22 protein-coding genes are annotated in these 22,648 nt (G+C 55.6%); 8 read left to right on the top strand and 14 right to left on the bottom strand.

Going from position 1 to position 22,648, the window contains the following annotated elements:
• Positions 1–3: 3 nt before the first annotated feature.
• Positions 4–1,635, top strand: a complete 1,632-nt coding sequence (locus B2R48_RS19300; RefSeq protein ID WP_297003567.1) for a hypothetical protein — start codon at positions 4–6, stop codon at positions 1,633–1,635.
• A gap of 86 nt (positions 1,636–1,721) precedes the next feature.
• Positions 1,722–2,123, top strand: a complete 402-nt coding sequence (locus B2R48_RS19295) for a hypothetical protein (RefSeq protein WP_297003566.1) — start codon at positions 1,722–1,724, stop codon at positions 2,121–2,123.
• A 13-nt stretch (positions 2,124–2,136) separates the two neighbouring features.
• On the opposite strand, the gene B2R48_RS19290 is transcribed toward B2R48_RS19295, so the two are convergent.
• The 4 genes from B2R48_RS19290 to B2R48_RS19275 all read right to left on the bottom strand — a co-directional run bounded on the left by B2R48_RS19290 (position 2,137) and on the right by B2R48_RS19275 (position 6,407).
• Entirely contained in the window at positions 2,137–2,691 is a 555-nt protein-coding gene (locus B2R48_RS19290) for a prolyl hydroxylase family protein (protein ID WP_297003564.1), read from the bottom strand.
• A 143-nt stretch (positions 2,692–2,834) separates the two neighbouring features.
• Positions 2,835–3,482 (bottom strand): ATP-binding cassette domain-containing protein, encoded by a 648-nt coding sequence (locus B2R48_RS19285; protein ID WP_297003562.1) that lies wholly within the window; start codon positions 3,480–3,482, stop codon positions 2,835–2,837.
• A gap of 3 nt (positions 3,483–3,485) precedes the next feature.
• Positions 3,486–5,171, bottom strand: coding sequence for an ABC transporter permease (locus tag B2R48_RS19280; RefSeq protein WP_297003559.1), 1,686 nt, complete (start codon positions 5,169–5,171; stop codon positions 3,486–3,488).
• A gap of 6 nt (positions 5,172–5,177) precedes the next feature.
• Entirely contained in the window at positions 5,178–6,407 is a 1,230-nt protein-coding gene (locus tag B2R48_RS19275) for an ABC transporter substrate-binding protein (RefSeq protein ID WP_297003557.1), read from the bottom strand.
• Positions 6,408–6,610: 203 nt separating this feature from the next.
• On the opposite strand from B2R48_RS19275, the gene B2R48_RS19270 reads away from it, so the two are divergent.
• Both B2R48_RS19270 and B2R48_RS19265 read left to right on the top strand, forming a co-directional pair.
• Entirely contained in the window at positions 6,611–7,342 is a 732-nt protein-coding gene (locus B2R48_RS19270) for a TerC family protein (RefSeq protein ID WP_062954100.1), read from the top strand.
• A 3-nt stretch (positions 7,343–7,345) separates the two neighbouring features.
• The gene (locus tag B2R48_RS19265; protein ID WP_297003554.1) at positions 7,346–7,825 is read left to right on the top strand and encodes a YbaK/EbsC family protein; all 480 of its coding nucleotides are present in this window, start codon (positions 7,346–7,348) and stop codon (positions 7,823–7,825) included.
• Positions 7,826–7,836: 11 nt separating this feature from the next.
• Here the strand turns inward: B2R48_RS19265 and B2R48_RS19260 are convergent, their stop codons facing one another.
• Together B2R48_RS19260 and fliI are read right to left on the bottom strand one after the other, a co-directional pair.
• Positions 7,837–8,265 (bottom strand): flagellar FliJ family protein, encoded by a 429-nt coding sequence (locus B2R48_RS19260; protein WP_062954134.1) that lies wholly within the window; start codon positions 8,263–8,265, stop codon positions 7,837–7,839.
• Positions 8,266–8,288: 23 nt separating this feature from the next.
• Positions 8,289–9,893, bottom strand: coding sequence for a flagellar protein export ATPase FliI (gene fliI / locus B2R48_RS19255; protein ID WP_297003552.1), 1,605 nt, complete (start codon positions 9,891–9,893; stop codon positions 8,289–8,291).
• Positions 9,894–10,300: 407 nt separating this feature from the next.
• Between fliI and ctrA the strand changes: the two genes are divergently transcribed.
• Positions 10,301–10,996: a response regulator transcription factor CtrA gene (gene ctrA, locus B2R48_RS19250; RefSeq protein WP_008891622.1), complete on the top strand. Its 696-nt coding sequence runs from the start codon at positions 10,301–10,303 to the stop codon at positions 10,994–10,996.
• Between the two features lie 105 nt (positions 10,997–11,101).
• Here ctrA and B2R48_RS19245 read toward each other — a convergent pair whose 3' ends face one another.
• The 7 genes from B2R48_RS19245 to B2R48_RS19210 all read right to left on the bottom strand — a co-directional run bounded on the left by B2R48_RS19245 (position 11,102) and on the right by B2R48_RS19210 (position 19,248).
• The gene (locus tag B2R48_RS19245; RefSeq protein WP_297003550.1) at positions 11,102–11,749 is read right to left on the bottom strand and encodes a methyltransferase family protein; all 648 of its coding nucleotides are present in this window, start codon (positions 11,747–11,749) and stop codon (positions 11,102–11,104) included.
• Between the two features lie 54 nt (positions 11,750–11,803).
• Positions 11,804–13,102 carry a protein-glutamate O-methyltransferase gene (locus tag B2R48_RS20335; protein ID WP_349676160.1) on the bottom strand — a complete coding sequence of 433 codons (1,299 nt, stop codon included), beginning with the start codon at positions 13,100–13,102 and terminating at the stop codon, positions 11,804–11,806.
• Positions 13,103–13,111: 9 nt separating this feature from the next.
• Positions 13,112–14,752 carry a chemotaxis protein CheB gene (locus B2R48_RS20385; protein WP_414716203.1) on the bottom strand — a complete coding sequence of 547 codons (1,641 nt, stop codon included), beginning with the start codon at positions 14,750–14,752 and terminating at the stop codon, positions 13,112–13,114.
• Positions 14,753–14,822: 70 nt separating this feature from the next.
• A complete protein-coding gene (locus tag B2R48_RS19225) occupies positions 14,823–15,188 on the bottom strand; it encodes a response regulator (protein WP_062954158.1) in 366 nt (121 codons plus the stop codon).
• A gap of 82 nt (positions 15,189–15,270) precedes the next feature.
• Positions 15,271–15,777 (bottom strand): chemotaxis protein CheW, encoded by a 507-nt coding sequence (locus B2R48_RS19220; protein ID WP_062954161.1) that lies wholly within the window; start codon positions 15,775–15,777, stop codon positions 15,271–15,273.
• Positions 15,778–15,794: 17 nt separating this feature from the next.
• Positions 15,795–18,500 (bottom strand): chemotaxis protein CheW, encoded by a 2,706-nt coding sequence (locus tag B2R48_RS19215; RefSeq protein WP_297003546.1) that lies wholly within the window; start codon positions 18,498–18,500, stop codon positions 15,795–15,797.
• Positions 18,501–18,642: 142 nt separating this feature from the next.
• Positions 18,643–19,248: a histidine phosphotransferase family protein gene (locus tag B2R48_RS19210; RefSeq protein WP_062954171.1), complete on the bottom strand. Its 606-nt coding sequence runs from the start codon at positions 19,246–19,248 to the stop codon at positions 18,643–18,645.
• Positions 19,249–19,569: 321 nt separating this feature from the next.
• On the opposite strand from B2R48_RS19210, the gene B2R48_RS19205 reads away from it, so the two are divergent.
• From B2R48_RS19205 to moaA, 3 genes are all read left to right on the top strand, one after another.
• Positions 19,570–19,755, top strand: coding sequence for a DUF3553 domain-containing protein (locus tag B2R48_RS19205; RefSeq protein WP_062954202.1), 186 nt, complete (start codon positions 19,570–19,572; stop codon positions 19,753–19,755).
• 146 nt (positions 19,756–19,901) lie between these two features.
• A complete protein-coding gene (locus B2R48_RS19200; RefSeq protein ID WP_297003541.1) occupies positions 19,902–20,714 on the top strand; it encodes a hypothetical protein in 813 nt (270 codons plus the stop codon).
• A 193-nt stretch (positions 20,715–20,907) separates the two neighbouring features.
• Positions 20,908–21,906: a GTP 3',8-cyclase MoaA gene (moaA, locus tag B2R48_RS19195; protein ID WP_297003540.1), complete on the top strand. Its 999-nt coding sequence runs from the start codon at positions 20,908–20,910 to the stop codon at positions 21,904–21,906.
• A 14-nt stretch (positions 21,907–21,920) separates the two neighbouring features.
• Here the strand turns inward: moaA and B2R48_RS19190 are convergent, their stop codons facing one another.
• On the bottom strand, positions 21,921–22,586 hold the full coding sequence (locus B2R48_RS19190; protein ID WP_297003538.1) for a type VI secretion system-associated protein TagO: 666 nt from the start codon (positions 22,584–22,586) through the stop codon (positions 21,921–21,923).
• Between the last annotated feature and the right edge of the window lie 62 nt (positions 22,587–22,648).

The raw sequence follows: 22,648 nt of genomic DNA, 5'->3' as shown, positions 1-22,648 counted from the left end.
GTCATGACGCTCCCGCCACAAGCAATATCGCCCGGCCCGGCCGTCGGTGGACATGCTTCGGCGGGAAGCTCGGCCGGGCAAGCCAATCAGGGGGCCGTTCCAGCCCAAATCAATGCGACCGTCACGGGTGCGACCTCCCAACAGGTTGCTGCGGCACTTGCCAAGCTTCCTGTCGAAACCCTGATGCAGGCCTCGGTTCAGTCACAATCAGGTACGCAGCTTACCCTTGCCACGGCCCTTGGTGCCGTCACGGTCAAGGTACCTACGCCTCTGCCGGGTAATCTTGGCGATCTTCTGTGGACCCGCATTCCGACAACCAACCCGGGCGGCGGACAACCCTCATCCGGGGGCAATCCGGCAGAAGGCATGCGTCTGCAACTTTTGCCCCAAACGCTGACACCGGGGGGCTCCGGGGTCACCGGCGGGCTTGCCAGTGGAAACATTGCCGGAAGCACGCTGACACCCGGACAGACATTTAGCGCAGTTACCACATCCATCCTCAACATGCCCAATGGCACTCAATTACCCGCCGGAAGCCAGACAAAGGTGATCTTCCTTGGTCAAGGTACGGTAACAGCGCAACAAGCCGCCAATGTCATGGCATCAGCAACCAATTCAGGTACCGCTGGCATGGCGACGGGTGCGTCGGGCGGGGCTGCTGCCGGGATGGCACCCACCATTGCCGCGCAAACAGCAGGTGGACAGGCAACAGCAGGTACGTTGATGCTGACAGGGACGGTCCTGCCAGCCAATAGCGCCGAGGCACGCATGCTGCCGCAGGGCTTTACTGCTCTTCGTACCTCGGCCGGGATTGTCGGCATCAAACTGCCGGTCCATGCACCAACCGGCGCGACATTGTCCTTCAACGTGGATCCTTCTGGCGCGGCGAAACCGTCCGTCTCCGCCCCCATGACAGAGGCGCAACTGATCGCGCGGGGCCAAACTGCGGCCCTGACCCATGATTGGGACAGCCTGCACGAGGCGGTCAGTGTGCTTCAACAACATGATCCGGGTGCCGCACTTAGTTTGCTAAACAACATACCGCAGGCTGGGCCGAAACTGACAACGACCATGATGTTCTTCTTTGCGGCCATGACAGGACAGGGCGGAAATTTGCGCAGCTGGATCGGCGACCGTGCGGCAAACAGCCTGGCCTCGCTGGCTGATGCAGATGGCGGCGGACTTAAACGACTTGAAGGTGACTTTGGTCAGCTACGTGCCATGGCGACCGAAGACAGGCCTGATGGCTGGCGCGTCATGGCAATGCCGTTCAATATGGGCGACAAGATCGAACAGCTTCAAATGGGTTGGCGTCATGGCAACCATGAGAACGACCCGGACAAGCCCGATGATCAGGGAACACGTTTTCTGCTTGATCTGTCGTTCAGTGTGGTGGGCCACACCCAGCTTGATGGACTGGTGAAAGGTGACGAAAGCAAATTTGATCTGATTGTGCGCACCGAAAACCCGCTGCAATCCCATAACCGCGATGACATTCGCGGCATCTTCCGCGAGGCCCTGCAAATTGCCGGGTATAAAGGACATATTCAGTTTCAGGACGGATCGCGATTTGTTGAAATCGCCCCGGTGCCCGATGATGACGGACCGAATTCCCACCACGGAATAGAGGCTTAAGTTCCTGGCATTTTGAAATGAATGCTTTTCCTGTCCGGGGCGCGGTCGTATCCTTGATCCATCATTTATGACAACGGTTGGAAGAAATGCTTGAGATTTATCAGCGCCGTAATCTGATCCTGACCGAACCGAACCCCGGTCCACGCATTGATTACGTCGTTACCTTGCAAAGCAACCTGACCGGTGACAAGGATGTTTTCCCGGCACGTCTGACGCTTCGTTATGTGCCGGACCGATTGATCCTGAAGACCAACAGTCTGGCGGAATACTACGCCGAAATCGCCAATATCGATTTCGAGAATTTCGAAGCTGCTGCCGTTCTGTTGATGGATGATTTCAACAACGAACTGGTCCCGCGCTGGATCAGCCTTCGCCTGCACAAACAGACCGCTGACAATGATCAGGTCTTCCACCACGAAACAGCCCTTGAAGACCGCCAGCCGAAATGGGGCAACCCGCGCCTTCTGGATCGTCTGGAACGTTACTGATCACCCACGTTTCTTAGCGGAACGGATTACCATGTACCCATTGCGTCAGCGAATAGCGTAAACCCGCCGTGGTCGGGGCCACGCGGTGCAGCACAAAGCTGGGAAAGAAGATCGCGGTGCCCCGTTCCATCGGCGCATCAACGAAATGTCCCGCCGGGTTAAGCTGCAACTGCCCGCCTTCATACTGATCAGGTTCGGAAAGCTGTATGACCATGGTCAGTTTGCGGCGTCTGGCCACGTCGGACGCGCCAACATCACTGTGCCAGTCATAATGTCCGCGCAGATCACCGGCATAGCATGCGATCTGGGCGTCCTCGGCAAACTCGGTCAGGGAAAAGTCAAAGACATTGCGGTTTACATCCGCAACAAGATCTATGATCCGGCGGCAAACAGCGGGTTCCTGTTCTTCATTGAACCAGGTGATCTTGGAACGGCGGATGTGGGTTGCCGTTTGTCCCTGCACAAGGCCACCTTCGTCCATCTCATGGGCAAAACCATTGATCAGACGGTCACAGGTGGCCGGATCCAGCGCATCCGGGACAATTGCAAACATTTCTTCCGGGAACATTTACGACACTCTCCATGCCGCAAGGGCCCGGTATTGAATGCCCCGGCCCCAAGACAATTCTTTGCGGTAAGTTGCTATAAGACCAATCAAAGGGTGATTCCAGCAAATTCGGTACATGCCATCATTGCATCTTTGGCGAAGGGTCAATCGATCTTGATCACCCGCCCACCTGCTGCTTCGCCATCTTCTGGATCATGGGTGACCATCAGGGTTGGCAAGCTGTTCTTGCGGCAGAGATCAAACACAAACGATCTGATCTGTGACCTTAGACCGCTATCAAGTTTGGAAAATGGCTCATCCAGCAGCAAGGCACACGGTTCAGACAGCAGAACCCGCATCAAGGCCACACGCGCGCGTTGCCCGCCTGAAAGTGTTGCCGGATCGCGATCATAAAACCCGTCCATCTCTGCACTGGAAAGCGCGGCCTCAACCCGTGCACGGCGGTTTTCCCGGCCCTTGATATGTGATGGCAGCGCAAAAGCCAGATTGCCACCAACCGAAAGATGCGGGAACAACAGATCATCCTGAAACAGAATACCAACATGACGTTCCTGCGGGGTCAACCCCGCAAGAGGTGTGCCATCCAGAACCACCTCGCCGGTGACATCAAATGTATCTGGCAAGGTGCCGCAGATATGTCCAAGCAAACTGGATTTACCCGATCCACTTGGCCCCATAAGGGTCACGATTTCACCAGGCGCAATCGTCAGATCGACGGCCACCAGTTCACGCCCATCAAGACGCACGCGGACATCGCGTAACTCCAGACCATTTTTAAGCGTTTCAGGCATTCATCATCCCTTGTTCTGCGCCCCCATGCCGCGCCGGTTGCGGAACAAAACCGCTGGTATCAGCAAGGCAAGGGCAAAGCCAACAAATGGCAGGACCATTTGCAACAAGCCATAAATGCCGATCATTCGGCGATCCCCGCCAGATGCCAGTGCAACCGCTTCTGTCGTGACCGTGGCAAACCGCCCTGCCCCGATCAACAATGTTGGCAAGTATTGCCCCACTGTCACCGCAAGGCCGACTGCGGCGGCGGTTAGAACTGCACGTGTCAAAAGCGGCAAACGCACCTGCCAGAATGCCCGTGCTGGCGACGCCCCAAGACAAAGGGCGGTTTGCCCATAGCGCGGATCAAGGGCACGGAATGGCTCTGACAGGGACAGAAACACATAGGGCGCAACAAATACCAAATGCCCCAGCACAACCGACAGCAATGTGCGTTCAAGACCAAGCAGCGTAAAGAAGACCTGCAATCCGAACATAAAACTGATCTGTGGCACCAGAAGCGGCAGGTAAATCAACAGCATGGCACGGCGTCCGGCGGCCTTGCCCGTGCGGACCTCGTTCTCAAGGCAGCCCAGAACCAGCGTGACCGCAACCAAAACTGCCGGAATGCCGATCAAAAGTGTCGTTGTCAGGCTGCTACCAATTGCATCCAACTCGCGCGCCCAAAGACGCAAACTGAACCCGCGCGGCAACAGATCGGGAAATGCCCAGAACCCGGCAACACTCCAGACCAGAAGCACCACAAGACCCAGCACCACCGCACCGGCTGCCACCAGCGCCATAAGTGCAGATGCCCCCCTGACGGCGCTGTCTTTCCTGAAACGATGCCCGTCCTCTGCCCATTGATGCCCCATGGCCCCGATGATCCGTTCGCCCGCAATCCAGACCACCATTGCCGCGATCACGATCAAAAGCTGCAAGACAGCAGCACTGGATGCCATGAAACGTAGGCCAAGATCCGGATCAGACAACCATCCCAGAATTCGAACGGCCAGCGGGGCCGGCGTCGTCGGTGCCAGAATGATCGCCACATCGACAACCGATGTCGAATAGGCGAGCACGGCCAGAACCGGCAGGCGTATTTGCGGATAGACGCGCGGCAAGGTTGCCTTGAACCACCCGGCGGTTTTTCCATATCCAAGGGTTGCTGTGACCTGTGCCGTGCGGTCGGTATCAGCTTGCGGCAGGGCCGAAAGCGTCATCAAAAACAAGAACGGGATTTCCTTGGCCACCAGCCCGGCAATCAGCGCCATTCCCCAAGGGTCATGGATAATCGCAATATCGGGCGGGCGGTCCCATCCGGCAAATTGTGCCACCAGTCTTACGATCCAGCCCGATGGTGCTATCAGGAATGCCAGCCCAAAGGCCGCCGTCGCATGCGGAACGGACAGGATCGGCGACAAGACCCGTTGCATGGCGCGAAATATGCGCGTGCCCTGCCAGGCTGCACAAAAAAGCATGACAATCGCAACTGAGATCGCGGTCGCAATCAAGCCATTCACGAATGACAGCCGGATGGATGCGCCAAGACCGGGCTGCGCAAACAGCGCCTGCCACGGATCAAGGGATGGCGTCGTACCGCCAAGAGCAGGCAATATCCCGAATGCAGGCAAAACTGTGCCAATCAGCCCGGCAGAAACCGGGCCGATCATCAGAACGATTGTCAGGATCGGAACAAAACGCAGCATGCGTTATTATTGCACAACGCCGTAACGTTTTTGCCATTCGGTTTCGACCAGCGACATCCAGCTTGGATGCGGTTCCGGCAGAACCGTACCGCGTTCGGACGGGGCAAGCGATGCAATGCCAAGATCAAGATTGGCAAAGGCTTCCTGCATGTCTTTGGGCAGTTTATCCATCGCCAGAACCGTATCCGCGCCCCAATATTGCGGGTCCTGCTTGCGAAGCTGGGCTTCGGGTGACATCAGGAAATCGGCCAGTACAACTGCGCCTGCCTTGGCAGATGCGTTATAGGGAATGGCGACAAAGTTGGTGTTGCCAAGCGTGCCATTCTCAAACACATAGGACCGGACGGTATCAGGAAGCTCGAACGCTTCAATTGCCGAGGACACTTCGCCGGAACTGAATGAAAACGCGATATCGACTTCGTTATCCGCCAGAAGCGTACGCATCGATGCCCCATTCTGCGGGTAGGCCTGACCATCGCGCCACAACAGCGGCTGCAAGTCTTCAAGATAGCCCCAAAGCGGTGCCAACGTTGCCTGCGCATCGGTTTCGTCAGCTGGCTGCTGCAGAACACTCGGGTCTTCAACCAGTTCAGTCAGGATCTGTTTAAGGAACGTCGATCCCATATAGTTCGGCGGCTGCGGGTAGGTAAATCGGCCCGGATGTTTGACCAGCCATTCCAGAAGTTCCTGGGCTGATTTCGGCACCTCATCAAGCTTGGCCGTATCGTAATAGAAACTGACCTGAGCCATGCCCCACGGTGCTTCAAGCCCGTCGGTCGGCACGGTGAAATCGTTGACCACTGTCGGTTTGCCTTCGACATCGACATAGGCGAAATTCGGTGTCTGTTCTACCCATGGCCCGAACAAAAGGTCATTGCGCTTCATCGCCGCAAAGTTTTCACCGTTAATCCAGATCATATCAACCGCCCCGCCATCATCGACACCGGCGGTCTTTTCCGACAAAACGCGGGTAACGGCATCGGCGGTATCGGTCAGTTTGACCTGAACCACTTCAACGCCATAGCGTTCGCGCACCTGTTCACCGGCCCAGGCGATGTAATCATTAATGCGTGGCTCCCCGCCCCAAGCATGCCAATAAACGGTCTGGCCACGGGCCTGATCAAGAACAGATTGCCAGTTGCCCACATCCGGGGCCGGGTCGGCAAAAGCCGGGGTCGACAATGATGTCGCAGCAATGCCGGTTGCCAACGCCAAAGCAGAAACGAAAGTGCGCATTCTTGACCGCATCTCGGACAATCCTTTTACCTGATGACCCGCAGCCTCGACGGAAATGAGCGCGGGCTGCTTATTTGATTTTGCTATCCTCACTTTTTCAACAGACCGCACATAAAATCAATTCACGCTTGCGTTAGAGCCTGATCAAATTCACTTTGTCTGCAATCAGTTGACCACCTTCGGGACCTTAAAGGACACTTGCGATGTTTGAATGGATGAGTGATCCCAACATGTGGATCGGGCTTGCCACCCTCACGGCGCTCGAAATTGTTTTGGGGATCGACAACATCGTTTTTCTGTCGGTGATCGTCTCCAAACTTCCGCAGGACCAACAGGCCCCGGCGCGGCGCATCGGTCTTTTGGCCGCAATGGGTATGCGCCTTGCTCTTCTGGCCGGGATCGCATGGGTAATGCAATTGACCGCGCCGATGTTTTCCGCCTTCGGACAGGAAATCAGTGGACGCGACCTGATCCTGATTGTTGGCGGGCTTTTCCTGATCGCCAAGGCATCGAAGGAAATCCATCACACGATTGACGAACCCGAAGAACACGGACCAGGCAAGATCATGTCGAGCTTTGCCATGACCATCCTTCAGATCATGTTACTTGATATCATTTTCTCGCTTGATAGCGTCATAACAGCTGTCGGGCTGGTTGATCACATATCGATCATGGTGATTGCGGTGATTGTGTCTGTTCTGGTGATGCTGGCAGCAGCCAAAACCATTGGCGACTTTGTCGAACAAAATCCCTCTGTCAAAATGCTGGCATTGTCGTTTCTGATCTTGGTCGGGTTTGTCTTGTTGCTTGACGGCGTCGAAATTCATGTACCGAAAGGCTACATCTATTTTGCAATGGCATTCAGCCTGTCGGTCGAGACGCTTAACCTGATGAACCGCAAACGCAAATTAAGGCGCCGCGCACAAGAGAACTAAGTCATGAAAAAAGTTTCGCCTCCTCAATGCCTGCAAAATGCGTTTGCCGAACGCAACCTTGGTGACGTTGAGGTATTTCAGTTCCCCGAAGGCACCCGCACGGCGTCCGATGCGGCAAACGCCATTGGCTGTGACATCAGCGACATTGGAAAATCGCTGGTCTTCATGACCGAGTTATCGCGCCCGGTTCTGATTGTTATGAACGGTGCCGATCAGGTAGACCTGAACAAGGTGAGCAGCTTGTTGGGCTTGTCGATCCGCAAGGCAGATGCCAGCGAAGTCAGGGAGCATACAGGCTATGCCATCGGCGGCGTTCCGCCATTTGGTCATGCCAACCCGGTCGAAACACTGATTGATGAAAAGCTTCTTGGCAAGCAAACCGTCTGGTTTGCTGCAGGCACGCCCAGCACGGTATTTTCAATGACACCTGATGAACTGCGCAATGCGACGGGGATCGAAACCGGGATCGCGATCTCGGCGTAACGGGTAAAACGTTAAATCAGTCCGTCATCGCGCGTCGCTGAACGCATCCCGATTTCATCAAGCTCGTCCTGTTCTTTCTTGTCTTCTTCCGCGCGCTCGGCCTCAACGCGATTGCGTTCGGCAATTTCGGCAGTCTTGAGTTCCTTGAAGGCATCTGCGACTTCATCGCGGAAGACATCGATCTTCTCTTCTTGCTCGGCAATCATCTTGGCAATTGCTTCGCGTTCGGCGATAACCGCATTGGCAAAGCCGCCATAGGCAAAGCCAGCAAGTTCGGGGTTTTCCGCCGCAACCTTCTGCTCAGCGATGACCGCTTGCTCAAGGGCTTCTTTCTCGGCTTCAAGATTGCCCAGAACACCAAGCATTTCACCGAGCTCACGCTGCTTTTCATCAAGCGCCCATTTGCGCATTCGAACCAGTGTCTTGAAATCCTTGGCCATGGGTCAGCCCCTAGCGTCCGCAATCATTCCGATGCCCCGCCCGGCGCGTCATTGCCGTCCTGCCGCAAAGCCCGCTTGGCTTCGTTCAGGTCCTTGCCGTTCTCATGTTTCGAACGACTGTGCACCTTCGGGCCACGATTGATCTTGGGCCCGGTTGAAGGCGGCGGGGCCGGTCGTGCGGCTGGCATTTCTGCAGCTGCTGCCGGTTGTTGCGGGCTGGCCGCAGCGGGTTGCTGCGCAGCCTGTTCCGTTTGCGCTGCCGGCTGGCCGTTTGCCGGGGTTTGTTCTTCAGGTTGTTCCGCCAGAAGGTCAAGGCGGCGGGCAAGTTCGACATAGCCTTCATTAAGGCGGGTACATTCGGTTTTGCGCTGCTTGAGAAATTCCTCGATCAGCGGAAAATAATCAATAGCCTCGTCAACCTTGGGGTCCGTTCCCTTGCGATAGGCACCAAGCCGGATCAGTTCCGCCATATCCTCGTAAGTGGCCAAAAGCTGGCGGGCGCGGGAAACGATCTGGTTTTCTTGCTCGTTATTACAGCCGGGCATGGTACGCGACACACTGCGGAGAATATTGATCGCGGGATAACGTCCCTGTTCCGCAATCGCACGGTCCAGCACCACGTGGCCATCCAGAATACCACGCACCGCATCAGAAATCGGTTCGTTATGGTCATCGCCATCGACCAGAACCGTGAACAACCCGGTGATGGACCCCTGCCCCGGCCCACCTGGCCCGGCCCGTTCCAGTAGGCGCGGCAATTCGGCAAACACGGTAGGCGTATAGCCCTTTGAAGCCGGCGGTTCGCCAACAGACAGACTGATTTCACGTTGCGCCATGGCAAAGCGTGTCACGGAATCCATCATGCACAGCACATCACGCCCCACATCACGGAAATATTCCGAAAGCGCCATCGTCATATAGGCAGCCTGACGACGCATCAGGGGCGGCTCGTCCGAGGTTGCTACGACAACCACTGACCGGCGCAGGCCTTCTTCGCCCAGATCATCCTCGATGAATTCGCGCGCTTCGCGGCCACGCTCGCCGATCAAGCCGACCACGGAGACATCTGATGTCGTATGGCGCGTCATCATTGACAGCAAACTGGATTTACCAACGCCCGACCCGGCAAAGATGCCCATACGTTGCCCGCGGCAACAGGTCAGAAACGTATTCATTGCCCGAATGCCAAGATCGATCTTGCCGGCGACACGCTGCCTGGAATGGGCAGATGGCGGCATATTGCGGATCGGATAAGGCCGATTGCCCTCGGACAGCGGACCCTTGCCATCAACCGGTTCCCCGAACGCGTTGACCACACGTCCAAGCCAGCTTTCATCAGGATAGACCTGTGGCTGGGTATCGCCAAGTTCCACTTCGCACCCGATGCCGATCCCGTCAAGAATGCCAAACGGCATCAGCAATGCACGTTCATTGCGAAAACCGACGACTTCGCAAATCACCGCTTTGCCGTCGCGCCGCTTTACCTTGCATCGGTCGCCAACTGACAGCGCGCCTTCCACCCCTCCGATCTCGACCAGCAGGCCCAAAACAGCCGTGACACGTCCAACGACGCGATAGTCAGGAATGCGGCGAAGTTCTGCGACAATGTTGCGGCCAATCTGAAACACGGGCGGTTCTTTTCAGCGAAATCAGTGGAAACAATTATTCTAACACGGAAATCTGGTTCGCCACACGATCATGGGGGTGGCAAATTGCACCGCGTCGTACCAAATATATTGTCATAACCGGTATTAAAAAGCCGTGTAGACGGAAAAACCGAATTTTTTTCGTTGCATAAGGCTTTTGCGATTAACCCCGCAAACCGTTGGGAAAACTCGCATTCCGACCCCGAGTCGCCACGTTGAATGAAAAAAAGTTAACAAGTTGCGACTCGCCTGCTTGCCACGAGTCGCAAAGCAACGTATCGTTAACGGAATGGGGAAAAAATTTCCTAATACGCGACAATCGTTGGGGCGCTTGTCGACTAACCGGATCAACACGGAATTATTGCGGAACACGGTAACGGAGCAGAAACATGCGGGTGCTGCTTGTTGAGGATGACAATACCTATGCTGACAGCATTGAGTTGATGCTGAAGTCTGAAGGCATGGTAATTGACACCACCGACCTTGGGGAAGACGGTCTCGAGATCGGCAAGCTTTATGATTATGACATCATTCTTCTGGACCTTATGCTGCCAGACATAGACGGCTACGAGGTCCTGAGACGTTTGCGCGACGCACGCGTCGAAACACCGGTCCTGATCCTGTCGGGTCTGACCGAAACCGAAGACAAGGTCAAAGGCCTTGGCTTTGGCGCTGATGACTATCTGACCAAGCCTTTCGAAAAGACCGAGCTTCTGGCACGCGTACAGGCAATTGTTCGCCGCTCGCGCGGTCATGCCCAGTCGATGATTTCGACCGGCAAGCTGAACGTTAACCTGGATGCACGCACCGTCGATGTCGATGGCAAACCACTGCATCTGACCGGCAAGGAATATGGCATTCTTGAATTGCTGTCGCTGCGCAAGGGCACGACACTGACCAAGGAAATGTTCCTCAACCACCTTTATGGCGGGATGGACGAGCCGGAACTCAAGATCATTGACGTCTTTGTCTGCAAACTGCGCAAGAAAATCCAGTCTGCGACCAAGGGCGACAACTATATCCATACGGTTTGGGGCCGGGGCTATGTCCTGCGCGATCCCGACACCAACAGCGCTGCGGCCTGATATCAGGGATTTTGGTTTCAGGCCTGCCTGACGCCGCTCCTGCAGTGCCCGCTATATCAAAAAAAACGCCCCGGACTGCACCGGGGCGTTTTTTTGTTGTCCGGATCACGGCAGATAGACAAGCGGATCAATCAGGCCGCTGACCTGTAACCAGTCAATTAGCTCAAAGACCGGGATCACCATCAGAAAGACAAGACCGTCGCGCAATGTCCGCACAAGAAGCTTGGGGCGGACTTCCAGCACGTCTGCATCCTTCCACGCGCCCAAACGCGGACCAAACCGTGGCACACGTGCCTTGTAATCCTCAAACGGGGTGCCAAACAATTCGCCAAGGGCATGTTCTTCTTTCAGGATTACCGGCAAAAAGATCACCAACGCCCCCGCCCCGAACAATAACGCGATCAGGAAACTTCCGGTTTGCGCGCCGATGCCCGCTGCGCCAATAAAACTGAACATATAAAGCGGGTTGCGACTGATCGAATATGGTCCGACATCCGTCAATTGGCTGGCTTTGCGCCCCCCGATATAAAGCGTGCACCAGGCCCGCCCGAATATCGCAATCAGGATCAGGGCAATTCCGCCGATCTCGACCACTTCGTGGGTGAACATCTCTACCTGTGCCAGGGACTGCATCAGGGGCAACATCATCAACACAACCAATGTAACGGCCGCGATGACAAGTTTGCGCCGCCGCTGCACACGACCAAGGTTATAGCGCTGGGCAGATTGGGGGCGTGATGGATTTGGGGTCATTGGCTTTCCCGACTTTCCGTTCAACAGAACAGTCGGCAAAGAACCAACTGTCAGCTACTTCTTGTCGTCCGGTTTCCCAAAGCGGGACCGATCAAAGGTCGAGGACGGCCGCGTGGTTCCACTGGAACCGGTGGAATTGCTGCTGCCTGCCCCTGGCCGTTGGGGTGCTCCACCCGCACCGGTCCCGGTGCCAAGTGGCCGACGATAGGTCGAACCCGCAGTGCCCGTCGTACCAGTGGTCCCTGTTGAGCCCGGACGCGTGGTCGAACCTGTAGCAGTCGAACCTGACGGTCTGCTGAACGTGCTTCCTGTATTTCCCGTGCCACTCGCCGGGCGGGTCGTTGTCGCCGGACGTGTTGTCGCGGTGCCAGTCGTTCCGGCTGCCGGACGGGCTGTTGTGCCTGTTGCTGCACCTGCACCAGTTTGCATGTGTTTTGGCTTCGGAAAGGCCAGACCACCTGGCGCGGCAGCACCCGCTGCGCCAGCGGAAGCAGCCCCGGCCTGCGCCTTTTCCAGTGCTGCCAGATCAACATCCGGCGCCCCCGGACGGTTCAGCTGATAGATTCCGCGTTGGCGGGCAAGCGGTTTGAACTTGTCGGAGATACCCAGAACCGTCTCCGCCCCGCCAAGGAACAGGAAACCGTCATCAGGCATCAGGGCTGAAATACGGGCCAGGACATCACTTTTGGTCGGTTGATCGAAATAGATCAACACGTTGCGGCAATACACGACGTCAAACTGTCCAAGTGGGCGGAAATCTTCCAGAAGGTTGAATTCCTTGTACTGGACCTTGGACCGGATATCGGCCGAGATTTGCCACTGGTCTTCCTTCTTCTGGAAATACTTGACCAGCAAACCGATCGGAAGGCCCCTTTGGACTTCGAACTGGGAATAAAGACCTGCGCGCGCCTTCGTCAGAATTTCGCGCGAAATATCAGTCCCGACGATATCGATCCGCCAGCCGGCAAGCTGCGACTTGAATTCATCAAGGATCATCGCCAGCGAATAGGGTTCCTGCCCGGACGATGCCGCCGCACACCAGATGCGCAGGTGTTTCTTCGACGCACGCGCCTTGATCATGTGTGGCAAAACAACGTGGCGGAACTGATCAAACGGTTTGGTATCGCGGAAGAAGAAGCTTTCGTTGGTCGTCATGGCATCAACGACTTCTTCGACCAGATTACGGTCGCCACCACGAAGCAGGCCTATAAGCTCGGTAAGGTCTTTCAGACCCCGCTTGCGCGCAATCGGCATCAGCCGGCTTTCGAGCAGATAAGTCTTATCCTGACTCAGAACGAGCCCGGACTTGGACTTAATCAGTCTGCTTATAAACTCGAAGTCTTCCGGCTTCATCATTGTGGGTTAACGACCCCCCGCAAATTTTTTGATATAGGCCGCAATTCCACCCACCGGCAGAACCGCAGAACAGATACCGGCATGTGCTGCCGCACCCGGCATTCCCCATACAACACTGCTTTGCTCGTCCTGGGCGACGACCATACCCCCTGCATTGACCACGTCACGACCGCCAAGCATACCATCCTGCCCCATTCCGGTAAGAATTGCAGTCAGTATATTTCCTCCGTAACTTGCGACCAGACTGCGCAACATCGGATCAACCGACGGGCGACAAAAGTTTTCTGGCGGGTTCTGGTTCAACATCAGATGACGTCCACCACCACGTCCTTCTACGGTCATGTGGTAATCACCGGGCGCAAGGTAAACCTGTCCGCCAACAATTGGCATCTTGTTCTGCGCTTCCTGACATTTCAGGCCCGTCAGTCTGGTAATATGTTCTGCAAGGATCGTGGTAAAGGTTGCAGGCATGTGCTGGGTGATGAAAATCGGCTGTCGTACGCCATTAAGGCCACGCAGAACCTCAAACAACGCCTGAGGCCCGCCTGTCGAACTGCCGATGGCAATCGCTTCGACATTGATGCGCTTTTCGGGCAGCAACGAAATACCACCACGTGCTGATGGGCGCTTTGCCGGGGCAGGTGCACTTCCCGAGCGCGCCTGAGGTGCACGGGCAGCTTTCTGTGGTGCGGGTGCTGCCTGCCGCTTGGGCGGGGGTGCGGTTCTTGCCGCCGGAGCCTTGGTCGCAGGACGTGCTGCCGTTTTCGGCGCGCTCTTTGGCTGACCACCTGCAGCAATCGCCGCATCACGAATAAGCCTTCCGGGATCGCGCGATGGCGCTGCCGGCCGCCCGGCAGCAGCCCCCGTTGCCGGGGTTTTTGCGGCTGACGTATCTGGCTGGGATGCTGGCGCAGCACTTGGTGCGGGTTGCTGCGGTTGGGGTGTCTGGCGCATTTGCGCAGGTTGATGGCGCTGTTGCTGCATTGGCCGTGGGCGCAACTCTGCCGTAAATCGTTTACGCTGAATACGGCCCTGTTTTTGCAGTTGCTGATGCTCGACCGACATTTCAGCGCGAAACGCATGCGCCTTGCCTTCAGAAGCCGCATCATCGGAAGCGCCCCCGTCCGGTTCCGGGGATGCCGGTTTGGCTTCGGGCTCGGCTTCCTCGGCACGTTGGGCCGCCTCGGCAGCAGCGGCTTCATCGACCTCAAGCATCTTGCGACGCTGTTCAGCCCAGGCCTTTACCTTGTCGAGAAGCTCTTCACGGAAGCCTTCACCAACATTCAGGTCTTTCGACGAACTTGGTTTGGGAATGTAATCCACAGCACCAAGCGTCATTGCCTGAAAGCTGATATCGGCATTTCGCTTGGTCAGGGTGGAGGCCATGATCACGCGAACTGTTGGATCGATTTCCAGCAGTTTCGGCAAGGCCGTCAAACCGTCCATGACCGGCATTTCAATGTCCAGAACAACGACTTCAATGCCGCCGCGTTCCATGACTGCCAGTGCTTCTTCGCCATTATTGACCGATCCGACGACGTCTATTTCTGCGTCTTCGGCCATCATACGTGTCACAAGTCCGCGCACGATGGCGGAATCATCCACGATCAATACTTTGTATGGCGAATGGGTAGGCGTCTCTTCCACGTAGTAGCGTCCCCGCGTGATTAAGGAGATCCGTTATTGAAGGCGTGCAGGTTCGCGCTGATCCGTCGGCCTAGATCAGGCCGACCTGCTCAAACTTGGCCTGAATGATCTCGCTATCGAACGGCTTCATGATGTATTCGTTCGCGCCAGCAGTAATGGCTTCCTGAATGTGCTCAAGATCGTTTTCGGTCGTACAGAACACAACTACAGGATCATCACCCCCCGGGGATGCGCGAAGTTCACGCAGGAATTCAATACCGCTTTTGACTGGCATATTCCAGTCAAGCAGAACCGCGTCGGGCATGGACTCAAGGCACCGGTCAAGCGCCTCCTGACCATCCACTGCCTCCACAACCGCGAACCCGATCTCTTCGAGGATGCGGCGTGCTACCATTCGGATGACTTTCGAATCATCGACGACGAGACAACTCTTCATCGACTTCCTTCTCGTTTATTTAGGTCGTTAAGCCACAATGGCAGGAACCGGGCACATTGCGTGCCCGGCATGGAAATTCAGTTTAACCGGCTTGCTTGATGGACGATGTAAAATCAAGCAGCCGCGTTACATCAAGAATTACCAGAAGCTTCTTGTCCAGACGGAAAATGCCGTCTGAAAACTCGCGCCAACGCGGATCGAGCGTTGCCGGGTTCTGCTCGAACGCCTTTTTCGGAACGCTCAGAACTTCTCCCACCTGATCAACCATCAGGCTGTAAAGCTCGCCACCCTCATCGACAACGATGCTCATACCCGGCTCGTCATCTTCCTTGTCGCGCAAACCAAGGCGTTTGCGGACATCAATTGCTGTCACAATACGCCCGCGCAGGTTCAGGGAACCTGCCACTTCGGGCGGGGACAGCGGGATACGGGTGATGCGTTGCGGACCCAGAACATCCTGAACCGTCAGGACCGGGATACCGAAAAGCTGCTTGCCAATATTCGCGGTCACGAAATCCTGGCTGTCACCACCAAGTTCAAGGGCTCCGCCTTTTTCCTGGCTCGGGACGAGTGCGTTTTTATCGCTCATAGGACTTTATCTCCCGCTTACATGCTGCTCAGTGTCTGGATCAGGGTCGAGACAAGCGCATCGCGATCAAATTTGGCCACATAGTCGCTGAAACCGACCTGACGACCGCGTTCGAAATCTTCCTCGCTGGTGTGCGACGACAGGGCAATAATCGGAATGTCGCCCCATTCTGCATCATCCTGCAACGCCTCGGCGAATTCGAAGCCGTTCATGCCCGGCATTTCGATGTCGCTGATGATCGCGTCGAACTGATTGCCACGGTTCTTGAGTTCCATGGCCTGTTCGGCGGTTTCAACGGCCGTGACATTGAAGCCGGCAACCGACAGCATCGGGGTCAGCAGGTTGCGGAAGAACGGGCTGTCATCAATCAACAGAACACGTTTTTTCTCGCCACCGCTATCCTCGGTGCCGAACCAGTCACTGAAGGCCAGCTCAAGATAGTAACCGGCATCAATAAGGTCGGTTGCCTTGCCGTCAATCACGGCAGAGCCAACCAGACCATCCTGATCCGCAGTCAATTCAACATTCAGGACATCGTCGACGATATCGACGATCTCGTCGACAACCAGACCCATGGTGCGTTCACGATCCTGGAACACAAGTGTCGGTTGACGGCCTTCTGACTTCATCTGGTAGTTACCATCGATAAAGACAAGAGGCATCAGCTTGCCGCGGTACTGGACCAGCGGACGGCCATTCGAATGCTCGATATTCTCGACATCGATCTCTTCAAGGCGGGCAACCAGTGCCAGCGGAACCGCGCGCACTTCATTACCACCGGCACGGAAGACCAGCATAGAGGTGGTTTCGCGATCCGATGCATCCTGCTTGGCCTTGCCTTCGACACCCTGCGAACCACCAACGGTGATTTCACCGGTGCGGGTTGCAATGCCGTTCGGATCAAGGATCATGATCACGCTACCATCGCCAAGGATCGTATTACCGGAGAACAGCGACAGATCGCGCAGGATCGGCGCCACCGGTTTGACAACGATTTCCTCGGTATCGAACACGCGGTCGACAATGATACCAAACGAATAGGTTCCGACCTGTGCGACAACGATGAAGGCTTCTTCATCCAACGAATCATCGGTGGCATCGCTGGTATCAAGACCAAGAATACGCTTCAGCGTCACCAGCGGCAGCAAACGGTTGCGCAGGCGCAGGACCGGCGTGTCGTGAATGCGTTCGATGGAATGCTCGGAATTGTTGGACGCGCGGACAAGCTCCAGAACGCTGATCTGCGGAATGGCAAAGCGTTCGCCTCCACTTTCAACGATCAGCGCCGAAACAATCGCAAGCGTCAGCGGGATCTTGATGATAAAGGTCGAACCACGGCCTTCGACCGATTTCAGTTCGACCGTACCGCCGATCTTTTCGATGTTGGTACGCACAACGTCCATACCCACACCACGACCAGAAACCGAGGTCACTTTTTCCGCGGTCGAGAAACCGGCTTTGAAAATGAACTGCTGGATTTGCTGATCAGCCATCCCTTCAAGTTCGCTTTCGGTGGTCAGGCCGTTGGAAATTGCCTTCGCCTTGATGCGCTCAAGGTTCAGACCACGACCGTCATCGGAAATCTCGATGATGATGTGACCGCCTTCGTGATACGCATTCAGGGTAACCGTACCGGTTTCCGGCTTGCCGGCCTCGCGGCGGCCCGGAATATCTTCCAGACCATGGTCGGCAGAGTTACGCACCATATGCGTCAACGGATCCTTGATCAGTTCAAGAACCTGACGATCAAGTTCGGTATCGGCACCGATCATCTGCAGATCGATTTTCTTGTTCATTTCAAGGGCAAGGTCGCGAACAATACGCGGCAGCTTCGCCCAGGCATTGCCGATCGGCTGCATACGGGTCTTCATCACACCTTCCTGAAGGTCGGTGGTGATGTGCGACAGGCGCTGCAGCGGCACGGTGAATTCACTGTCATCCTTGCCGCGAACCATCTGCAAAAGCTGGTTACGGGTCAGGACAAGCTCGGAAACCAGGGTCATCAGGTTTTCAAGCAGCTCGACATTCACACGAATGGTCTGGGCTGCAACCGAGCTTTCCTTGGTCTCGCCGCGCGGGGCTTCGGCCTTGGCCTTTTCGGCAGGCTTTTTCGCGGGCGCAACTTCCTGGGATTTTGCGGCTGCAGGCGGTGCTGTCGGTTTTGCCGGGGCTTCCGGTTCCGGTTCAGCAGCAGCCGGTTCGTCAGGGATTTCGAAGTCCGGATCGTATTCTGCGGCGTCAAAGGCAGCCTGCAGCTTTTCGTCGTCCGTCATTTCGACTTCTTCAGCGGCCGCTTCCTCTGTGGCCGGGGCGGCATCTGCGGCAGGCGCAGCACCCGGAATTTCGCCGGTATCTGCAAAGTGGTTCAAACGTGCGATCAGTTCGGCGTCGTTGCCATCAGGCTCGGCTTCGTTCTGCTCAAGCTCGCCCAGCAGATACTTAATCGTGTCAATCGACTCAAGGACGAGCGTCACGGCATCTGCGGTAACGACCAGTTCGCCGTCACGGATTTTACCGAGCACGTTCTCGCCAGCATGGGCAACAGCTTCAAGGCGCGGCAAACCAAGGAAGCCGCACGTGCCTTTAATGGTGTGAACCAAGCGGAAAATATTGGACAAGATGTCCGGATCATTCGGGTTCTGTTCCAGCTTCACCAGCTCAACGTCAAGCGTCGAGAGGCTTTCCGAAGTCTCGGTCAGAAATTCACTTAAAAGATCGTCCATATACCCCCTCCAAATCTCCAACAATCAGGTGCTTGCCGGAACTGGAACTCCCATTAATACGCAAACAGACAGAAACGTAATATACATCGGTATGTTACGTAGAAGCTATTACACGCCATTACCAGACCTGCAGGTCAATTTTTTATCCATAGATCAATGCAATATTTCCGTCCTGTTGCAAGACCGAAAGCACTCCACCCCCAAGTTTCGCCAGTTTCCGCAAGAAAAATGCCTGAACATTGCGCGGATCAAGTGCATCTGCAGTGACTTCCTTTTCCAGTACGTTCATGATTTCAGGGCGCAAAGCGGCGCGCTTCCCCTCACCCAGAACTGTGACTTTGCCGGAGTCGCGCGTAACCGAGAGGGTTCCGCCGAACGGCAAAGCTTCGCGGGCGAGCATAACCATATTCAATACGATTCGCCCATGCGCTGGATCAATTGGAAGATCGGGCCAGTCCAGAGTTACTTTGCCCTCGGCCGCATAAGTCTGGCATGCCGCCTCGCGCATCGCCTTGGTATCGGCGCTGCTGCCTGCACGTCCGAATGCCAAACGGAAAAGCTGCAGACGACGTGCCGCCTCCAGACCGCTTTTTCGCATCAGAGCAAGCGCCTCGTCATCACCAACACCGTCTTCACCCATCAGTTCGGCTCCGGCATTGACCGCCCCGACAGGGCCGACAAGGTCGTGACAGATCCGCGAACTGATCAATTCGATCAGGGTCAGTTCAAGGGTGGCGTCCTCTACCATAGCGCGGGCTCTCCAAGGTATTTGCAAATCTCAACGGCACCATGTTCCCAAAACACAATACCCAGTCCGAAAGGGTGGCCGCTGACCGACACGATCAAGCTGATGGCAGGCCGACGCACCCATCCCGAACGGCACAAGATTGCCCCTGATATATTAAGAGCTTATTTAGCACGCTTTAAAATCAGGCTTTTACGACCCGGCAAATTTTACCCACACTGCAAAACGCTGCACGGAATCCGACCGCGCAGTGGCAGCGGCAAATTGTGCATTTGCCACAAACGACCTATATTGCAGAGAGCAACACAGGATATAGAGCAACCAATGGACTTCTTGCTGACGCCCGGTGCCATCGTGCGCCATCCCAACCAACCCGACTGGGGTTTGGGCCGCATTCAGGCCGTAGACGGGGACAGAATCGCGGTCAATTTCGAAGAAGCAGGCCGACAAATCATCCGCCCGAGACATGTCGTGCTCGAAATCGTCGAAGCCGCCGGGGGCTTTGAATAGGTTAGGCATGCGGGCCCCGCCCTGAATGGCAGTGCTTGGCACAAGGATTGCTCGAATTGATTTATTAACCAAAGAAGATGGACTCTATCGGAACGCGATAGATGAACCTGATGCGAGCACAACAGTCTTAGAAGGTCTGGAAACCGATGATTGCAGCCAACAAACCACCCCGTGACAGCTTCAAGCAACGCCACCATGTCGCGGCGTTTACCGTGCTGGAACAATTTGCCCAAGGGCTTGTACACCAAGCCCGCAACAATGGCGGTTCGATCACAGAGGATCAGATCATCAAGGCGATTGACAGCCTGCGCGACAAGGAAGATCTGTTTGATACCGCCTGGGCCGTACTGGAAGCCGATATTGAAATGATCAAGGCCCGCGAACATGCTGCTGTTCGCCACGACCCGTTCGGGCGCTTGATGGTATCGCGGTTTGATCACCTTCTTGAAGGCAATGAAGCGGGCGATACGGAACATGGCGCGCTATCACGCACCATCCTGCAGCCCTTCTTCAAGGTGATTCGCATGATGGTCGGCATGGATATGCTTCAGGAAATCGACCGCGAAATTCACGAAATCATCGAAGCCCACGCCGATGAAGACGATGAATTGCGCAATCCTGCCGAATACTGGGATCACCTCGCCAAGGCCCCGGAAGTCAGGTCGCGCATCAATCTGGTATTTGCCCGCATGGCGCTTCATTTCAGCAACTATGAACACCGCAAAAAATGGTTGATCCAGTTGGTCAATGACAACATGACCGTGGGCGAACAACGTTGGGAATTCACTGAAGCGCATTGCATTCGCCTGCTTGATGCACTGTTTGCAGACGTGCGCAAAACACTTGCAGTGCCCGAACATTCCGCAGAACTGGTCGCCCGGTTGGGCAGCGAGAATGTCACGACCTTGCGCCACGTCGTCAAATGCATTGACGCCGATGTCGCACGTCTTTCGGCCTGAAAACGTCGTACTTTGACCGACATCAAGGCAGTTCAACGGAAACCGGGGCTATTTTGACACCGATCACCTGACAGAAAGGTGATCGGGCAAGTCCGAAACAGACTGGTCAGACCCCGGACTTCTGTGCGACAGTTCGCGCAGAACAGATGCAAACACTTCTGTAATTCCAAGGACACTGTCCCAAGGCACCGCCATGACCAAGCCACTGATCGACAAATATGGCAGACATGTCTCTTACCTGCGCGTTTCGGTAACCGATCGCTGCGATTTCCGATGCACCTATTGCATGGCGGAAAACATGACATTCCTGCCAAAATCCGATGTTCTATCGCTGGAAGAACTCGATCAGCTTTGCACAGCTTTCATTACGCGCGGCGTGCGCAAATTGCGCCTGACAGGTGGCGAGCCGCTGGTGCGCCGGGGCATCATGGATCTGATTGCCAATCTGTCGCGCCATCTTAAAACCGGCACGCTTGATGAACTGACCATGACCACCAATGGCAGCCAGTTGACCACCTATGCCGATGATCTGGCCCGCCTTGGTGTCAAACGTCTGAACATCTCGCTTGATAGTCTGGATTCCCAGAAATTCACCGAAATCACCCGGCGTGGCCGCCTTGAACAGGTACTTGCCGGGCTTGAGGCCGCCAAACAGGCCGGTATTTCGATCAAGATCAACACCGTCGCGCTGCGCAATTTCAACGAAGACGAAATGTCACGCCTTGTCGCCTGGTGCGGCAAGGAGGGCTTTGACCTTTGCCTGATCGAAACCATGCCGCTTGGCGACATTGACGGGGACCGCACCGACCAATACCTGCCACTGACTGCCGTGCGTGAACGGCTCGAACAGGAATACACCCTGATCCCGTCCGAATATGTCACCCCCGGCCCGGCCCGCTATACCACCGTGGCTGAAACCGGCGGACGGCTCGGCTTTATCACGCCGCTGACCCATAATTTCTGCGAAGGTTGCAACCGCGTGCGCGTGACCTGCACCGGCACGCTTTACATGTGCCTTGGTCAGGAAGATCACGTTGATCTGCGCGCGGCCCTGCGCACCGGCGACCCACGCGCGCTTGATCAGATGCTTGATGCCGCCATGGACCTCAAACCCAAGGGCCATGATTTCGTGATTGACCGCAAAGGCCAGAAACCGTCGGTCGGTCGGCACATGAGCATGACCGGGGGCTAAGTTCCGAACTCCATTTAACGAAACGACCAACCACAGGTTTCCGCAAGTGGCTCAAGTGCCGCCATCATACCGGTTGTATCGAATATGGCGGTTACAGGGCTTTCTCCATATGGCGTAGTTTGGACTATAAATTTGTTATCTCTCGCCATTTTCTGTAAAAGATCGCTAGCCCAGTCGGGCGCGAATGTCGCATCTTTACTAGTAGACACTCCCCACTTCTGCACCTCGGCATCTTCACCACCTATCCTGACGGTGACATATTTCCAGTTCTCGTAAACGCTGGAGCTGTCATCACCAACATAGTCTTCCCAACCTATGTAGGCTTCTGTTTTATCGGATTGGCATCTGGCAACGAAGAATACTTCCTCCCCGCGACTACCTACACCGGAATCGGCGTCTAAGATCGCGGTTACAGTCATGGAATCATCAATTGGATTCACTTTCTTCGATACACGCCATTTCCCTAGCCCAGTCGGCGCTGTTTTTTGTTCCTGCGGTCCATCTAACCCGAAACGCTTCGCAAGTTTGTCATAACAATCCAGACGATCTAGTTCGCCCTTTATCACAGCACATTTCGCAAGAGATTTATCTATCCCATCAGATGCTTTGACGGTGTTGGCCAATAACATTGCACCAGTCACCAAAACTCCAAATGACATCAATTTCTTGAACTTTGTCATCGCGGCATCCCCCAAGTAGTTACTTTGCGCAAGAATCATAAGCTCCAAAGCCAAATGCAGGT

Origin of the sequence: Thalassospira sp. UBA848 (assembly GCF_002295455.1) — a bacterium.
Taxonomy (GTDB): domain Bacteria; phylum Pseudomonadota; class Alphaproteobacteria; order Rhodospirillales; family Thalassospiraceae; genus Thalassospira.
This window is presented reverse-complemented; position numbering and strand designations above follow the sequence as displayed.

Coding starts and splice junctions, on each gene's coding strand:
- B2R48_RS19245 (WP_297003550.1), bottom strand. CDS start 11,749: ATGACCCCAAATCCATCACGCCCCCAATCTGCCCAGCGCTATAACCTT.
- B2R48_RS19300 (WP_297003567.1), top strand. CDS start 4: ATGACGCTCCCGCCACAAGCAATATCGCCCGGCCCGGCCGTCGGTGGA.
- B2R48_RS19205 (WP_062954202.1), top strand. CDS start 19,570: ATGGACTTCTTGCTGACGCCCGGTGCCATCGTGCGCCATCCCAACCAA.
- B2R48_RS19260 (WP_062954134.1), bottom strand. CDS start 8,265: ATGGCCAAGGATTTCAAGACACTGGTTCGAATGCGCAAATGGGCGCTT.
- B2R48_RS19190 (WP_297003538.1), bottom strand. CDS start 22,586: ATGACAAAGTTCAAGAAATTGATGTCATTTGGAGTTTTGGTGACTGGT.
- B2R48_RS19290 (WP_297003564.1), bottom strand. CDS start 2,691: ATGTTCCCGGAAGAAATGTTTGCAATTGTCCCGGATGCGCTGGATCCG.
- B2R48_RS19280 (WP_297003559.1), bottom strand. CDS start 5,171: ATGCTGCGTTTTGTTCCGATCCTGACAATCGTTCTGATGATCGGCCCG.
- B2R48_RS19225 (WP_062954158.1), bottom strand. CDS start 15,188: ATGAAGAGTTGTCTCGTCGTCGATGATTCGAAAGTCATCCGAATGGTA.
- B2R48_RS19295 (WP_297003566.1), top strand. CDS start 1,722: ATGCTTGAGATTTATCAGCGCCGTAATCTGATCCTGACCGAACCGAAC.
- ctrA (WP_008891622.1), top strand. CDS start 10,301: ATGCGGGTGCTGCTTGTTGAGGATGACAATACCTATGCTGACAGCATT.
- moaA (WP_297003540.1), top strand. CDS start 20,908: ATGACCAAGCCACTGATCGACAAATATGGCAGACATGTCTCTTACCTG.
- B2R48_RS19215 (WP_297003546.1), bottom strand. CDS start 18,500: ATGGACGATCTTTTAAGTGAATTTCTGACCGAGACTTCGGAAAGCCTC.
- B2R48_RS19285 (WP_297003562.1), bottom strand. CDS start 3,482: ATGCCTGAAACGCTTAAAAATGGTCTGGAGTTACGCGATGTCCGCGTG.
- B2R48_RS19210 (WP_062954171.1), bottom strand. CDS start 19,248: ATGGTAGAGGACGCCACCCTTGAACTGACCCTGATCGAATTGATCAGT.
- B2R48_RS19265 (WP_297003554.1), top strand. CDS start 7,346: ATGAAAAAAGTTTCGCCTCCTCAATGCCTGCAAAATGCGTTTGCCGAA.
- B2R48_RS19270 (WP_062954100.1), top strand. CDS start 6,611: ATGTTTGAATGGATGAGTGATCCCAACATGTGGATCGGGCTTGCCACC.
- B2R48_RS19220 (WP_062954161.1), bottom strand. CDS start 15,777: ATGAGCGATAAAAACGCACTCGTCCCGAGCCAGGAAAAAGGCGGAGCC.
- B2R48_RS20335 (WP_349676160.1), bottom strand. CDS start 13,102: ATGAAGCCGGAAGACTTCGAGTTTATAAGCAGACTGATTAAGTCCAAG.
- B2R48_RS19200 (WP_297003541.1), top strand. CDS start 19,902: ATGATTGCAGCCAACAAACCACCCCGTGACAGCTTCAAGCAACGCCAC.
- B2R48_RS19275 (WP_297003557.1), bottom strand. CDS start 6,407: ATGCGCACTTTCGTTTCTGCTTTGGCGTTGGCAACCGGCATTGCTGCG.